Genomic DNA, 15,005 nt, shown 5'->3' on the forward strand with positions numbered 1-15,005 from the left:
GTGGCGACTCGGTGGGTGGCGGTACCCCTTTCGAGGCTCCTCGTTCCTCGTCTCACCTCAAGGGGCGGGATGCTGCCCCGGACGCCCCCGGCCTGGCCTAGCCTGACGGGCATGACGGACGTGACCCCGGCTCCGCTCGCGGCGCGGGTGCGGCGTGGGTACGGGCTCGGCAGCGTCGCGACCGGCACGTTCGGCACCGTCCCGGGGCTGCTCCTGCTGCCGTACCTGACCGACACGCTGGGCGTCGCCGCGGTGCTCGCCGGTGTCATCGTGTTCCTGCCCAAGGCCTGGGACGTGCTGCTCAACCCGGTGGCCGGTCGCATCAGCGACCGCAGCACGCACCCCTCCGGACGGCGTCGGCCGTTCCTGCTGCGTGGCGGCCTCGCGCTGGCCTTCTTCTTCGCGTTGATGTTCGCCGGGCCCAGCGAGCCGACGGGTCTCGCGGCGGCCTGGGTCGTCGTCACCTTCCTTCTGTGCGCGACGGCGTACGCGTTCTTCCAGGTCCCGTACGTCGCGATGCCCGCCGAGCTGACCCTCGACTACGACGAGCGCACGCGCCTGATGACCTGGCGCGTGGCGATCCTCGCGGTCGCGATCCTGCTGTCGGGCGCGACCGCGCCGATGGTCGTCGACGCCGTCGGCCAGGACTCCCCAGCGGGGTACCGGCTCATGGGGGTCTACGTCGCGGTCATCCTCGTGGTCGGTGTCGTCGGCGCGTGGTGGGGCACGCGGGGTGCTCCCGAGCACCGGGTGGAGACGCCGAGCGGCAGCTTCCGCGACCAGCTGCGGCTCGTGGGGGGCTCGGCCGACTTCCGGCCCCTTCTGCTGACCTTCGTGCTGCAGGCGCTCGGCATCGGCACGATGCTCGCGGGAGTGGCCTACGTCGCCGACGACGTGCTCGACCGCACCGCCGCCGCGACGATCCTGTTCGCCGCCTTCGTCGGGCCCGCGCTGCTCGTGACGCCACTCTGGGAGAGGTACGCACGCACCCGGACCAAGCGTTCGGGGTACGTCGTGTCGACGGTGCTCATGGTGGCCGGGATGCTCGTGATCGCGGCGGCGCTGCCGGCCGTGCCCGCGCTGGCCTACGGCGGTGCCGCGGTCGTCGGCGTCGGCTACGCGGGGGCCCAGGTCTTCCCGATGGCGATGCTGCCCGACGTCGCCGCTCGTGACGCCGCTCGGACGGGCGAGAACCGCGTCGGCGTGTTCACCGGCGTGTGGACCGCGGGGGAGACCCTCGGTCTCGCCCTCGGCCCCGCGGTGTTCGCGGTGGTGCTGGCTGCCGGCGGCTACGTGTCGTCGTCGGCCGACGTCGACGTCACTCAGTCGGACGGCGCGGAGCTCGCGATCCGTCTCGGCTTCACCGTTCTGCCGGCGCTCATCACCGCGGCCAGCCTGCTCGCCCTGCGGGGCTACCGACTCGACGAGGAGATCAGGACCCGTGACCCTGCCTGAACACGCCGCCCCGGGTCCGACCCCACTGCCGGCGTCCTCCGTCCTGGCCGAGCTGGAGGCGCTCCGCGCCAGTGACCTGCCGACGCACGGCGGACGCACCCTCGCCTACGTGTACGACTCGGGCGTCGCCGAGGCCGACGAGCTCGGCCGTCAGGCGCTCGCGATGTACGGCTCCACCAACGGTCTCGATCCCACGGCGTTCCCCAGCCTGCTCCGGATGGAGACCGACCTCGTCGCCTTCGCGCGGCGCGTGCTCCACGGCTCCGACCAGGTCGTGGGCTCGGCGACGTCCGGCGGCACCGAGTCGATCCTGCTGGCGGTCAAGACGGCACGCGACGCGGCGGCCGTCGAGCGCCCGGTCATGGTCGTGCCGACCACGATCCACGCCGCCTTCCACAAGGCCGCGCACTACTTCGGCGTGGAGCGCGTGACCGTGCCCGTCGACCCGACGACCTACCGAGCCGATCCGGAGGCGATGGCTGCCGAGCTCGACCGGTACGCCGGGCGGGTCGTGCTGGTCGCCGCCTCGGCCCCGTCGTACGCCCACGGGGTGATCGACCCGATCGAGGAGATCGCGGCGCTCGCACGGGAGCGGGGGCTCCGGTTCCACGTCGACGCCTGCATCGGAGGCTGGGTGCTGCCCTGGGCGCCCGGTGCACCTGCCTGGGACTTCGCCGTCGAGGGCGTCACGAGCATCTCGGCCGACCTCCACAAGTACGCCTACGCGCCGAAGGGCGTCTCGCTGCTCCTGCACGCGACGCCCGAGCTGCGGCGCGACCAGTTCTTCGCGAGCGCCGACTGGCCCGGCTACACGATGCTCAACTCGACGGTGCAGTCCACGAAGTCGGGCGGTCCGCTCGCCGCCGCGTGGGCCGTCGTGCGGTACTTCGGTGCGGACGGGTACGCGCGCCTCGTCGACACCGCGCTCGTGGGGACCGCGGCCGTCGTCGCAGGAGTCGAGCAGATCGACCACCTGAGCGTCGTCGTGGCACCGGACTCGACCCTGGTCGCGATCGCGGCCGACGACACCTGCGACGTGTTCACGATCAGCGACCTGATGCTCGAGCAGGGCTGGTTCGTGCAGCCGCAGATGGGCTTCGAGGGCTCGCCCGCGACGCTCCACGTGAGCCTGTCGGCCGCCACGGCGGCCTCGGTGCCGGACTTCCTCGTCGCGCTCGTCGGTGCGGTGACCGCGGCCGTCGAGCGCGGGCCGATCCAGGTCGACGAGGGGCTGCGCGCTGCCGCCGAGGCGATCGACCCCGCCACGCTCGACGACGCGGCGTTCGCCGGACTGCTGCAGGTCGCCGGGCTCGCGGGCGAGGGAGGAGCCGTCGAGGCTCCGGCGCAGATGGCTCCGGTCAACGCCCTCCTCGACGTCGCACCGCCGCGCCTCCGCGAGGCCCTGCTGGTGGCCTTCCTCGACCACCTGACGCGCTGAACCACCCGCTGGTCGAGGTGCCCCTCTCGAGGCTCGTTCCTCGCACCTCAAGGGGCGATCAGGTTTCCGGGCCCTGAGGTGCGACGAGGAACGAGGGGCCTCGAAGGGCATTCCGAGGTCTAGTGGTTGATGGCCTCGCGGACGCGGGTCGTCAGGTCGGTGAACTCCGCGAGGGTGCGCACCTCGTCGGTCGGCACGAGCTCGCCGCCCCGCACGAACCGGGCCGGCTCGTCGAAGACGATGCGTCCCGGCCGGGGGCTCATGACCAGCACCCGCGACCCGAGGTACACGGCCTCGTCGACGCTGTGGGTGATGAACAGGATCGTCTTGCCGGTGCGTCGCCACAGGTCCAGCAGCTCGGCCTGCAGCTTCTCGCGCGTCAGGGCGTCGAGGGCCCCGAACGGCTCGTCCATCAGGATGATGTCGGGGTCGTTCGCGAGCACGCGGGCGATCTGGGCGCGCTGCTGCATGCCGCCGGAGAGCTCGTACGGCCGGCGGTCGGCGGCATCGGCCAGGCCGACGACCTCGAGCTGGCGCTCGGCGATCGCGCGACGCTCGTCCTTCGGCACGCCGCGCAGCTTGAGGCCGATCTCGACGTTGGCGCGGACGTCGAGCCACGGGTAGAGCGTCGGTCGCTGGAACACCACGCCGCGGTCGGCGCCGGGCGCGGTGACCGGGTCCGCGCCGACGTGGACCGTGCCGGTCGTCGGCTGGGTGAGCCCCGCGAGGATGCGGAGCAGCGTGCTCTTGCCGCAGCCGGAGGGCCCTGCGAGCGTGACGAGCTCGCCGGGCGCGATCGTCAGGTCGATGCGGTCGAGCGCTCGCACGGCGCCGCCGCGGGACCGGAACTCGTGCTCCAGTCCCGCGACGACGACCTCGTGCTGGGTCATGCTTCTCAGTCCGCCTGCGCGGCAGCTTCGGCGGGTCCGGCGTCGACACCCGCGGCGTAGACCGACGCGTCGGCGACGGCGGCGATGCCGTCCTGCGTCAGCAGGAACTGCGCCGTGGCGAAGAGGTCCTGGCCGAGCTTGCCGCCGAGCCAGTCCGCGCTCGCCTGCTCCTCGGCGGTCAGGAAGACGAAGCCGTCGAACAGGCCCTTGGCCTCCTCGGTCGTCACGCCGACCTCGACCGCGACGCTCTCGGCGGCCTTGTCGGGGTCCTCCGAGATCTGCTTCACGGCGTAGTCCTGCGCCTTGGCCCACGTCTCGAGCACCTCGGGGTTCTCGGCGATGAAGGTGTTGTCGGCGATCGCGAGGTCGTAGGTCGGCTTGCCGGCCTCGGCGGTGTCCTCGCTGGTCAGGATGACCTCGCCGCCCTGGCTCTTGAGCTCGCTCAGCGTCGGGTCCCAGATCCAGGCGGCGTCGATGTCCTTGCGGCCCCAGGCCGGGGCGATCTGCTCGGGTTCGGAGTTGATGAGGTTGTACGCGGCCGGGTCCTCGCCCGCGTCGGCGATGGCCTGCAGCAACGAGAAGTGAGCGGTCGAGCCGAACGGCGTGGCGATCGTCTTGCCCTTCAGCCCGACGATGTCGGTGGCCACGCCCTCCTGCACGACGAGCGACTCGGCCGAGCCGATGACGTCGTGGATCCAGATGACCGAGACCGGGATGTTGAGCGGCTCGGAGAGCGCCCGGGTGCTGGGGGAGGAGCCCGCCAGGCCGATGTCGAGGCTGCCGCCGCCGAACGCCTGGATGACGTCGCCGCCGGAGGCGAAGTTGCTCCACTCGATGGTGGCGTTGGGCAGGCAGTTCTCGAGGATCTTCTGGTCCTTGACGATGACGTCGCCGTTGGGGATCTTCTGGTAGCCGATGCGCACCGTCGTGTCGACCGACTCGTCGGCCTCCCACGGGCAGGCGCTGCTGTCGGCCTCGGTGTCGCCGCCCAGGCTGCAGGCGGACAGGAGCAGGGCGGCGACCGCTGCGGCAGCGGCGCCCCTTCGGAGGGTGTGACGGTTCATGGGGTCAGTCCTTCCCTCGCCAGCCGGCGAGTCGTCGTTCCGCGAGGCGGATGAGGAGGTCAAGGGCGATCGCGGTGAGGCCGATGACGATGATGCAGGCGACCGACAGGGCGATCTTGTTCTGCGATCCCGAGAGATACGCCAGGCCCCCGATGCCTGGCAGTCCGTTGACGAGCTCCGCGGCGACGACGGTCGTCCAGGCGAAGCCGACGGCGACCCGGAGGCCGCTGAGGATGTCGGGCAGGGTCGCGGGGAGCACGACCTGCGTGACGGTGCTGAGGCGCCCGGCGCCGAGGGTGCGGATGGCGTCGAGGTAGTCGCCGCGCACCCCGCGCACGCCGTTGAGCGTGGCCAGGGCGATGGGCGGGAAGGCGGCGAGGAACAGCAGCCAGACCTTCGAGGTGTCGTAGATGCCGAACCACGCGACGAGGAAGCCGATGTAGGCCAGCGGCGGGATCGAGCGGAGGAAGTCGACGTACGGGCCGAGGAGGGCGCCGATCGCGCGCACGCCCATCAGCAGTCCGAGCGGGATGCCGACGAGGACGGCGAACACCAGGCCGAGGCCGATGCGCTGCAGGCTCGCGAGCAGGTGCTCCCAGAGGTAGTAGTTCTCCTCGCCCCGCACGATGCGGTCGACGCCGCCGCCGATCGGGTGGTCGGAGTTGGCGCGCACGAAGGCGTTCCAGACCTCGAGCGGGCTGGGGGTGAGGTAGGACGGCGACACGAGGTCGGACGCGGCGACGGCGGTCCAGGCGGCGAGCACGACCGCCAGGAGGACCACGTGGGGCAGCAGAGCGCGGGCGCGGTCAGCCGTCGTGGGTCGGGTCACGAGGCAGGACCCTAGGGGCCGCCGACACCTGTCGAGACGCCGTCTCAAGGAGTGGATGCCTGCCAGGCGGGGGACGAGCGGCGATCGTCACACGTCCGGCATCTGGGATCGGCGCGCGCGGCGGCGTCGAACGCCTACCGTCGTGGACATGCCCGTCACGTCCAGCGTCCCCGACACGTCCACCCAGCGCGCCTTCCGCGACGCCATGGGCAACGTGACGGCCTCGGTCTCGGTCGTCACGACCCTGACCGACGGGGTGCCGCACGGCACGACGGTCAGCGCCTTCATGTCGCTGTCGATGGATCCGCCGAAGCTGACGTTCGCCCTCGACCGAGGCTCGAACCTGCTGAGCCGGCTCACGGTCGACTCGATCGTCGGCGTCAACGTGCTGGCCGCGCACCACGACCAGGTGGCGCTGCGCTTCGCCGGCAAGGGCGACGACAAGTTCGCCGACGTCCCGTGGCGTCTCGAGAACGGCGCTCCGGCCCTCGTGGACCGGCACGCCTGGGTGGCGTTGCGCATCTCGCAGCTCGTCGAGGCCGGTGACCACGTGCTGCTGATCGGCGACGTCATCGGCGCCGACTCGACCCCCTCGGCCCCGCTGACCTACTGGAAGCGCACGTTCGGCACCCACCAGGCCTTCTGACCGACCCAGATTTGCGCCGAGATGTGCGGATCCACCTCGGTTTCATCGCACATCTCGGCGCAAATCTGGGTACGAGTCAGGTGAGGAGGCCGCGGCGGCGGAGGATCGGCAGCACGCCCTCGGCGAACCAGTACGCCTCCTCGACGTGCGGGTAGCCGGACATCACGAACTCCTCGATGCCGACGGCCGCGTACTCCGCGATCAGGTCGGCGACCTCGGTGTGGCTGCCGACCAGGGCGGTGCCGGCGCCGCTGCGCATCAGGCCCACGCCCGACCACAGCGCGGGGTGCACCTCGAGCGAGCGCGCGTCCGTCGGGTCGAAGGCGCCGCCGTGCAGCTCGCGCATGCGGCGCTGGCCCTCGGACTCGCTCGTCTTGAGCACCTCCTGCGCCTTGGCGACCTCCGCCGGGTCGAGCTGGGCGAGCATCGCGTCGGCGATGCGCCAGGCGTCCTCGGAGTGGTCGCGCGAGATCGTGTGCAGGCGCACGCCGAACCGCACGGTGCGTCCCTCGGCCTCGGCCAGCCCACGGATCCAGGCGATCTTCTCGGCCACGGCGGCCGGCGGCTCGCCCCACGTCAGATAGACGTCGGTGTGCGCCGCCGTGACCGGACCGGCCGCGGCCGAGGAGCCACCGAGGTAGATCTCCGGCACCTGCGCGGCCTGGCGGGTGCGCGCGTCCTCGACGTCGTAGTACTCGCCGGTGAACGAGCTGCCCGCCTCGGTGAACGACTGGCGGAAGACCTGCAGGAACTCGGCGGCCCGCTCGTACCGCGCGTCCTTCGTGACGCGGTCGCCGAAGCGCAGCTGCTCGGAGGGGTCGCCGCCGACCACGACGTTGAGCAGCAGGCGGTTGTCCGAGAGTCGCTGGAACGTCGAGGCCATCTGCGCCAGCAGGGTCGGCGTGATCAGCCCAGGCCGCAGCGCCACGAGGAACTTGAGCCGCTCGGTCTCCGGGATCAGCGCCGAGGCGACGATCCACGCGTCCTCGCACGGGGTGCCGGTCGGCGTGAGCACGGCGTCGAAGCCGAGGTCCTCCGCCGTGCGGGCCACGTGGGCGAGGTAGCGCAGGTCGGGCTCGCGGAACCGGCCCGCGGTGTCGAGCGAGCCGCCGGCGCGGCCGAGGTCGCTCGGGACGCTGTGTCCGCCGCCCACGAGCGCCCGGCTGTCGCCGGTGGTGGGCAGGAACCAGTCGAACGTGAGGCTCATGCGCCCGAGTGTGCATCACGGACGAGGCCGGCGTGGAGGCCGTCCTGCATCGCGGTACGCCTCACAGCTGCGGCCCTCGCGGGGGCGGGGTTCCGGCCACGGCCCAACGCCCCAGGTGCTGCAGCTTCCAGCGCACGGGATCGTGGAGGGTGTGGGTGCGGGCGTTGCGCCAGTGCCGGTGCAGGTTGAGGCCGTCGTCGCTCGAACGGGTGCCGCCCAGCTCGAACAGTGCCGAGGTCACGGCCAGCGCCGCACGGTCGGCCAGCACCTTCGCTGCCGCGACCTGCAGCGAGGCCTCCCGCGCGAGGTCGTCGACGACGTCGCGCGTCGCCCGGGCCACCGCGTCGACGGCCCCGGCGGCGACGAGGAGGGCCGACTCGGCGGCCCGCACGTCGACCTCGAGCTCGCCGAACCGCTGCACCAGGAGGGGGTCGTCCTCCGCGCGGTCCACGCCGGCCTCGAACCACGGCCGGCTCGACGAGCGCACGAACGCCGCGGCGTCCTGCAACGCGCCGCGGGCGATGCCGGCGTCGATCGCCGCGTGCAGCCCCTGGGCGAACGCGCCGTACGCGTGCGGTCCCGCCACGGTCTCGGCGCGCGGCACGACGTGGCTGCGGGGGATGCGCACCCCCTCGAACGTGATCGTGCCGCTGGCGGTGGTGCGCTGGCCCATGCCCGTCCAGTCGTCGACGATCGTGAGCCCCGACGTGCCGGCACGCACGAAGCCGACCTGCTCGACGTCGGCCTCGTCGCGGCCGAGCACCGCGATCCAGTCGGCCGTGAGGCTCCCGGTGCAGTAGAACTTCCGGCCGTCGACGACGGCCCCGCCATCGACGTGGCGGATGCGGGTGGCCTGGTCCGCGACGGTCCGGCCCGTGCGCTCGGACTGGGCGTTGGCGACGCGCTCGCCCGTCAGCACCGCTCCGAACAGCTCGTCGCGCAGCGCCGCGCTGCCGGCGTGGGCCGCCAGGCGGAGGTAGGCGAAGTGGCTCTGTGGGATCTGCGCGACGTTGGGATCGGCCGTCGCCAGGAGCCGGACGACCTCGAAGGCCTCGGCTGCGCCGCCGCCGGGGCCTCCGTCGGCCACGGGGATCGTGACCGAGAAGGCACCGGCGGACGAGAGCAGGTCGAGCTGGTGCCGGGGGAGCGTCCGCGAGCGGTCGCGCTCGGCGGCACCGCTGGCCACCTCGGGCAGCAGCGCCGCCACGCGCTCCAGCACGGCTGCGGCGGACTCGCTCAAGCCGACGTCCCCAGGGGGAGGGCAGACCAGCTCGACGTGTACTCCAGGCCGCTGCGCTTGAACAGCTGCGTCACGGGGCACCGACGCTCGAGCTCGCTGACGAGCTTCGCGAAGGTCTCCTCGTCGGCGTCGGTCTGCACCGAGGCCTCGACCGTGACGGCGTCGAAGTTCGCGTTGCCCTCCGCGCCGCCCACGAACACCGACGGGTCGAAGTCGCCCCGGGCCGAGAACGTGAACTCGCCGAGCGTCACGCCCAGGTCCTTCGCCACCAGCTGGGCGGAGATCTGGTTGCAGGAGGTCAGGGCACCGAGCGTGTACGACAGGGGGCTCGGCGCGGCGTCGTCCCCACCGAAGGCCGGGTAGGTGTCGGACTCGAAGGTGTGGGCGTTGTCGCCGGTGACGGTGAGGGACTGCGCGACGCCGGTGCCGGTGCCGGTCACGGTGAAGGGGACGATCTGCTTGGCCATGGGGTTTCCTCTCGCGGGGGTTGTCGTCTCGATCGTGGATGCCCGGACCACGGCGCGCTGGGCAGCCCCACGGAGCGAGACTGCCCAGCGCGATCGAGGAAGCGTGCTAGCCGCGCCTCCGTCGGGTGCTCACGTGTACCAGGTCGGCTCGGGCAGCTCGCCGAGCAGCGCGTAGGCCCCGACCTCCCGGCGCTTGTAGGCGACCGGGTCGTGCAGCGTGTGCGTGCGGGCGTTGCGCCAGAAGATGTCCAGGCCGACCTTGTTGCTCGTGGCGCGGGCGCCGGTCAGCTCATAGATCTTCGTGCCGACCTCGAGCGCGATGTCGGTCGCGAGCTGCTTGACCGCCGCGATCCGCACCGCGACGTGGCCGCGCTGCTCCGGCGTGAGGGCCTCGCGCTCCGCGTGCAGGAGCGAGGCGATCTCCCGGCCGGCGTCGTCGGCGAGCGCCTCGACGGCCCAGAGCTGCGACTGCAGCCGGCCGTAGCCCTCGAGCAGGTACCACTCGTCGCGGGCCTGGGCCTTGTCGTCGCCGCCGTAGGGCCACGCGCGGGTGTTGTCGCGCGTGTAGGCCGTCGCCGTCTTGAGCCCGCCCTGGGCGATGCCGAGGTAGAAGTTGCTGAAGATCAGCTGGATCGTGGGCAGGTTGAGCGTGCCGTACGCCAGCTCCACGAACTCCTTGTCGACGAACCCGGCCGCCGAGGCCCACGGGATGCGCACGTCGGTGATGGTGACGCTGCCCGACTCGGTGAGGCGCTGGCCGAGGTTGTCCCAGTCGTCGTGGAAGACGATGCCGTCCTGCTGGGTCGGCACGATCGCGAAGATGTGCGTCTCGGTCCCGGAGAGCACGCCCTCCAGGACCGTCAGGTCGCTGACCTTGGAGCCGGTGGAGAACGACTTGTGGCCGTTGTAGACCAGCTCGTCGCCGTCCTCGGTGATCGTCAGGTCGCTGTCGCGCGGGTTGACCGCGCCACCGAAGAACAGGTTCTGCGTCGTGTACAGCTCCTCGACCGCGGCGATCTGCTCCGGCGTCCCGACGAGCCGCACGGCCCACGCCCAGATGTAGTGGTACCCGATGAGCTGGCCGATCGAGCCGTCGCCCGAGGCGATCTCGCGGATCACCCGGTAGGCGGTCTCCCAGCTCTGGCCGGCGCCTCCGTGCTCGACGGGGCCCAGCAGCGTGACGAGCCCGGCGTCCTTGAGCAGACGGACCTCGGCGGTCGGCACGGCCTGCGCGCGATCGCGCTCGAGGGCGTCGACGGCCAGGATGCCGGCGACCTCGGCGGCCCGCTCGAGCCAGCCCTCCGGGGTCGTGGGGATCTCCTGGTGGGCCCAGGGCGACGAGGTCAGTGCCTCGCGAACGGTGATGGTCATATCCTCTTCCTTGTCTCTGTCTCAGGGATGACGCCCGCCGGGGCCGGACCGCTCCGGCGGGCACCTGTGTTTCTCAGGGTGTGGTGACTGCGTATTCAGTTGTGGGTCTCAGTGGTGGATCGATATGCGCTCAGTGTGCGGGGGCCAGCTCGCCGTCGCGGATCGCCTGCGCCTCGAGCTCGCGCACGAGCGGCAGGACCTTCTCGCCGAAGTAGGCGATGTCCTCGAGGTAGTGCAGGAAGCCGAGCAGGAACAGGTCGACGCCGCGCTTCTTGAACTCGACGATGCGCGTCGCGATCTGCTCGGGCGTTCCGATCAGCCCGGTGCGGAAGCCGTCGTTGTACTGCACCAGGTCACGGGTCGTGGAGTCCGACCACATGCCCTTGCCGTCACCCGTGGACGAGCCGGCCTGCTGCACGGCCTGGCGGAAGCCCTCGACGGCCTCCGGGTTGGCCTTGGCGATGATCTCCTCGAGCACCGCGTGCGCCTCGTCCTCGGAGTCGCGGGCCACGACGAAGCCGTTCAGCCCGAATCGCACCTGTCCCTCGCGGCCGGCCAGGGCGGCGTTCTGGTTGACCTCGAGGTACTGCTCGGTGAAGCCGTCGAAGTCCTTGCCGTTGGAGAAGTACCAGTCGGCCACGGTGCCGCCGTTGCGACGGGCCGCGGTGGAGTTGCCGCCCTGGAAGATCTCCGGGTGCGGCCGGCCGGGCACGTCGACCGGGCCGGGCTGCAGCGTGAAGTCGTGGATCCGGTAGAAGTCGCCGCGGTGCTCGAAGCCCTCGCCCTTGCCCTGGGCCTCCCAGAGCCCGCGCAGGACCCGGATGAACTCCTCGCTGCGTCGGTAGCGCTCGTCGTGCTCGAGCCACGGCTCGCCGAGCCCGGTGAACTCGTCCTTGAACCAGCCCGAGACCACGTTCACCGCGGCGCGCCCGCCCGAGATGTGGTCGGCGGTGATGATGAACTTCGCGAGCACCGCCGGGTGCCACAGGCCGGGGTGCACGGCGGCGATGACCTTGAGCTTCTCGGTCTGGGTCAGCAGGGCGAGGCTGAAGCTCGTCGACTCGTGCTGCTGGTCGGCGCCGTACGAGGCCGTGTAGCGGACCTGGCTCAGCGCGTACTCGAAGCCGACCTTCTCGGCGAGCTGCGCGACCTCGACGTTGAAGTCGTAGCTCCAGTCGGTGCGCTGCTCGATCGTGCTGGTCACGAGGCCGCCGGAGACGTTCGGCACCCAGTAGGCGAACTTCAGCGGGTCGGAGCCGGGCGGGGGAGTGGTCATGACGGATGTCCTTCTCAGGGTTGACGGTCGGGCGGGCCGGGGCCCGGTGCCGTCGGCAACCACCTCCGACATCGAGGTGGTGGACCTCGCGTCCGGCACTCCTCGAACGTAGGTCGCCGAGAGCCCTCCAGGACGTCCGCTCGGATGGTGGTCACCCGCCCTCGTTGTTCGTCGCGACGTGGTACCCGGGCGCGCGTCGGCGGGTCAGCCGTGTCGGGCGCCGTGGCTGAGCACGGCGTGCACGAACTCGCGCGCGTAGCCCTGCTCACGCAGGTCCTTGAACCCGTTCTGCGTGAAGCGGTTGACGCGCTCGCGGCTCACGGTGCAGCGCACGGTGCCCATCGGCCCGTTCAGCTCGATGTCGCCCTTGGCCACGAGCAGCCCGAGCTGCCGGACTCGCAGCTGGGTGCACGAGACGCTCCAGTCGGGTCCGCCAGCGCCGTCCCGGGTGAACGTGAGCACGCCCCGGGTCACGTCGAGACTGCCGAAGGTGGCGTTGATCGTGCCGCCCATCGCGCCGAACAGGCCGCCGCCGGCGACCATCGCGTTCCAGGTGCCGTCGACCGCTCCGGGGCGAGGCGGGGGGAGGACGGCACCTGCGGGGCCGGGCGCGGCACCGGCCGGTGGTCGCGGGCCGAGCCCTGGGCGCGCGCGACGGGTCGCCGAGAGCGTGAAGACCACGGCGAGCACGGCCACCAGCACCGCCGTCGCCACGGCCACGGCGATGATCAGCCAGGTCATGGCGCCTCCCTGTCCACGGACTCATCCTGACACCCGGCGGTCAGCACGCCGAGCTCGTGTCAGCCAGCGACGCGCAACCGACACGGATCCGTAATCCAGGTCGATCATCCTTGGCCGGTACGGCGCGACGGCGCCGCTGTTCCCCCGACGAAGGACCCCCCCATGAGCGCGAACCCCGTCCGGCTGCAGGCCATCACCGATGTCGAGGCGTACGTCCCGCCCGCTCCCGACTTCAGTCCGGAGGAGGGGCCCGGTGAGATCTTCGGCAGCAACGTCTTCAGCAAGACGGTGATGCAGAAGCGCCTGCCGAAGTCGATCTTCAAGTCCCTCATGGCCACGATCGAGAAGTCCGAGAAGCTCGACCCGCTGGTCGCCGACGCGGTCGCCTCGGCGATGAAGGACTGGGCGCTCGAGAAGGGCGCCACGCACTACGCGCACGTGTTCTACCCGCTGACCGGCTTCACGGCCGAGAAGCACGACGGCTTCTTCGACCCGGTGGGCGACGGCACGGCGCTGGCCGAGTTCGCGGGCAAGACGCTGGTGCAGGGCGAGCCCGACGCGTCGAGCTTCCCCAACGGCGGCCTGCGCAACACCTTCGAGGCCCGTGGCTACACCGGCTGGGACGCCACGAGCCCGGCGTACATCCTCGAGAACCCCTACGGCAACACGCTCTGCATCCCGACGGTGTTCATCTCGATGACGGGCGAGGCCCTCGACCACAAGACGCCGCTGCTGCGGGCGCAGCAGGCGATGGCGATCCACGCCGAGCGCGTGCTCCGGCTGTTCGGTCACGACCCGGCCGCCGTCGTCTCCTACTGCGGTCCCGAGCAGGAGTACTTCCTGGTCGACCGCCACTTCTTCGTCGCCCGTCCCGACCTGCTCAACTCGGGCCGCACGCTGTTCGGCGCCAAGCCGCCGAAGGGCCAGGAGTTCGACGACCACTACTTCGGTGCCATTCCGGCCCGCGTGCTCGCCTTCATGGCCGACACCGAGCGCGAGCTCTTCAAGCTCGGCATCCCCGCCAAGACGCGTCACAACGAGGTGGCCCCCGGTCAGTTCGAGGTCGCCCCGATGTTCGAGGCCGCCAACGTCGGCGCCGACCACCAGCAGCTGCTCATGACGACGTTCAAGACCATCGCGCGCAAGCACGGCATGGAGTGTCTGTTCCACGAGAAGCCCTTCGAGGGCGTCAACGGCTCGGGCAAGCACGTCAACTTCTCGCTCGGCAACGCGACCGAGGGCAACCTGCTGCTGCCGGGCGACACCCCGCACGACAACGCCCAGTTCCTCGTGTTCTGCGCGGCCGTGATCCGGGCCGTGCACCAGTACGGCGGGCTGCTGCGCGCCTCGGTCGCGTCGGCGTCCAACGACCACCGCCTGGGCGCCAACGAGGCCCCGCCGGCGATCATCTCGATCTTCCTGGGCGACCAGCTCGCCGGCGTGTTCGAGCAGCTCGCGAAGGGGCCGGCGACGTCCTCCAAGGGCCGTGGCACCCTGCAGATCGGCGTCGACACCCTGCCGGAGCTGCCGACCGACCCGGGCGACCGCAACCGCACCAGCCCGTTCGCGTTCACCGGCAACCGCTTCGAGTTCCGCGCGCCGGGCTCGCTGCAGTCGGTGGCGGGGCCGATGACCACGATCAACGCGATCATGGCCGAGGCGCTCGACCACATCGCGACCAAGCTGGAGACCGCCGTCGAGCTCGGCGCGGAGTTCAACACCGCCGTGCAGGAGCTGCTGACCGAGCTCATCACCGAGCACGGGTCGGCCGTCTTCAACGGCAACGGCTACTCCGACGAGTGGCAGGCGGAGGCCGCCGAGCGTGGGCTGCCGAACCTCCGCACGACGCTCGACGCCCTGCCCGAGCTGATCTCGGAGCCCGCGGTGCAGCTGTTCGAGCGCTACGGGATCTTCAGCGAGAGCGAGTCGCACAGCCGCTACGAGATCGGGCTCGAGCACTACACGCAGAGCATCATGGTCGAGGCGCTCTCGACCCTCGAGATCGGTCAGACGTCGGTGCTCCCGGCGGCCGTGCGCTACCAGACCGAGCTCGCGACCAACGTCGCCGCGTTGAAGGCCGTGGGCGTCGACGCCGACATGGACCTGCTCGAGGAGGTCTCGGCGATGATCACCGACCTGCGCACCGGCATCGGCGCCCTGCGAACGGCGATCCACGCCGGGCACGCCGAGGACGCGCTCGGTGAGGCCACGCACGCCCAGACCGCGCTGCTGCCGGCGATGGCGGTCGTGCGGGCGGCCGCCGACGGCCTCGAGGCCGCCGTCGCGGACGACCTCTGGCCGCTGCCGACCTACCAGGAGATGCTCTACATCCTCTGAGACGCCGCACGCTGCCGGCGCGTCACGACGCGCCGGTAGCGTGG

The 15,005-nt window shown here is 71.5% G+C and carries 13 protein-coding genes; 4 read left to right on the forward strand and 9 right to left on the reverse strand.

Translation table 11 applies throughout. From position 1 onward, the window contains the following. Nucleotides 1–111: 111 nt before the first annotated feature. Nucleotides 112–1,455, forward strand: a complete 1,344-nt coding sequence (locus LO931_RS15725; protein ID WP_229054786.1) for an MFS transporter — start codon at nucleotides 112–114, stop codon at nucleotides 1,453–1,455. After that, complete coding sequence (locus LO931_RS15730) at nucleotides 1,442–2,893, forward strand: aspartate aminotransferase family protein (protein WP_229054787.1); 1,452 nt, start codon at nucleotides 1,442–1,444, stop codon at nucleotides 2,891–2,893. The genes LO931_RS15725 and LO931_RS15730 overlap by 14 nt, the downstream gene beginning before the upstream one ends. 119 nt (nucleotides 2,894–3,012) lie before the next feature. Here LO931_RS15730 and LO931_RS15735 read toward each other — a convergent pair whose 3' ends face one another. The 3 genes from LO931_RS15735 to LO931_RS15745 are packed head-to-tail and all read right to left on the reverse strand — an operon-like array spanning nucleotide 3,013 to nucleotide 5,676. After that, nucleotides 3,013–3,783 (reverse strand): ABC transporter ATP-binding protein, encoded by a 771-nt coding sequence (locus LO931_RS15735; RefSeq protein WP_229054788.1) that lies wholly within the window; start codon nucleotides 3,781–3,783, stop codon nucleotides 3,013–3,015. A 5-nt stretch (nucleotides 3,784–3,788) separates the two neighbouring features. Then, nucleotides 3,789–4,847: an ABC transporter substrate-binding protein gene (locus tag LO931_RS15740; protein ID WP_229054789.1), complete on the reverse strand. Its 1,059-nt coding sequence runs from the start codon at nucleotides 4,845–4,847 to the stop codon at nucleotides 3,789–3,791. Nucleotides 4,848–4,851: 4 nt separating this feature from the next. Then, nucleotides 4,852–5,676 (reverse strand): ABC transporter permease, encoded by an 825-nt coding sequence (locus tag LO931_RS15745; protein ID WP_229054790.1) that lies wholly within the window; start codon nucleotides 5,674–5,676, stop codon nucleotides 4,852–4,854. 148 nt (nucleotides 5,677–5,824) lie between these two features. Here LO931_RS15745 and LO931_RS15750 point away from each other — a divergent pair, with 148 nt between their 5' ends. Further along, on the forward strand, nucleotides 5,825–6,322 hold the full coding sequence (locus tag LO931_RS15750; protein ID WP_229054791.1) for a flavin reductase family protein: 498 nt from the start codon (nucleotides 5,825–5,827) through the stop codon (nucleotides 6,320–6,322). 76 nt (nucleotides 6,323–6,398) lie between these two features. On the opposite strand, the gene LO931_RS15755 is transcribed toward LO931_RS15750, so the two are convergent. The 6 genes from LO931_RS15755 to LO931_RS15780 form a co-directional block, all read right to left on the reverse strand. Next, nucleotides 6,399–7,529 (reverse strand): LLM class flavin-dependent oxidoreductase, encoded by a 1,131-nt coding sequence (locus LO931_RS15755; RefSeq protein WP_229054792.1) that lies wholly within the window; start codon nucleotides 7,527–7,529, stop codon nucleotides 6,399–6,401. 61 nt (nucleotides 7,530–7,590) lie between these two features. Continuing rightward, nucleotides 7,591–8,769 (reverse strand): SfnB family sulfur acquisition oxidoreductase, encoded by a 1,179-nt coding sequence (locus LO931_RS15760; RefSeq protein ID WP_229054793.1) that lies wholly within the window; start codon nucleotides 8,767–8,769, stop codon nucleotides 7,591–7,593. Further along, nucleotides 8,766–9,236: an OsmC family protein gene (locus tag LO931_RS15765; protein ID WP_229054794.1), complete on the reverse strand. Its 471-nt coding sequence runs from the start codon at nucleotides 9,234–9,236 to the stop codon at nucleotides 8,766–8,768. The genes LO931_RS15760 and LO931_RS15765 overlap by 4 nt, the downstream gene beginning before the upstream one ends. Before the next feature lie 129 nt (nucleotides 9,237–9,365). Further along, nucleotides 9,366–10,607: an acyl-CoA dehydrogenase family protein gene (locus tag LO931_RS15770; protein WP_229054795.1), complete on the reverse strand. Its 1,242-nt coding sequence runs from the start codon at nucleotides 10,605–10,607 to the stop codon at nucleotides 9,366–9,368. A 130-nt stretch (nucleotides 10,608–10,737) separates the two neighbouring features. Further along, a complete protein-coding gene (sfnG, locus tag LO931_RS15775) occupies nucleotides 10,738–11,883 on the reverse strand; it encodes a dimethylsulfone monooxygenase SfnG (RefSeq protein WP_229054797.1) in 1,146 nt (381 codons plus the stop codon). A 204-nt stretch (nucleotides 11,884–12,087) separates the two neighbouring features. After that, entirely contained in the window at nucleotides 12,088–12,624 is a 537-nt protein-coding gene (locus LO931_RS15780) for a hypothetical protein (RefSeq protein WP_229054798.1), read from the reverse strand. A gap of 162 nt (nucleotides 12,625–12,786) precedes the next feature. On the opposite strand from LO931_RS15780, the gene LO931_RS15785 reads away from it, so the two are divergent. Beyond that, nucleotides 12,787–14,961 carry a glutamine synthetase III gene (locus tag LO931_RS15785; RefSeq protein ID WP_229054799.1) on the forward strand — a complete coding sequence of 725 codons (2,175 nt, stop codon included), beginning with the start codon at nucleotides 12,787–12,789 and terminating at the stop codon, nucleotides 14,959–14,961. Nucleotides 14,962–15,005: the final 44 nt, after the last annotated feature.

This window comes from Aeromicrobium sp. Leaf350, assembly GCF_916858655.1.
In the GTDB taxonomy this organism is placed as follows: domain Bacteria; phylum Actinomycetota; class Actinomycetes; order Propionibacteriales; family Nocardioidaceae; genus Aeromicrobium.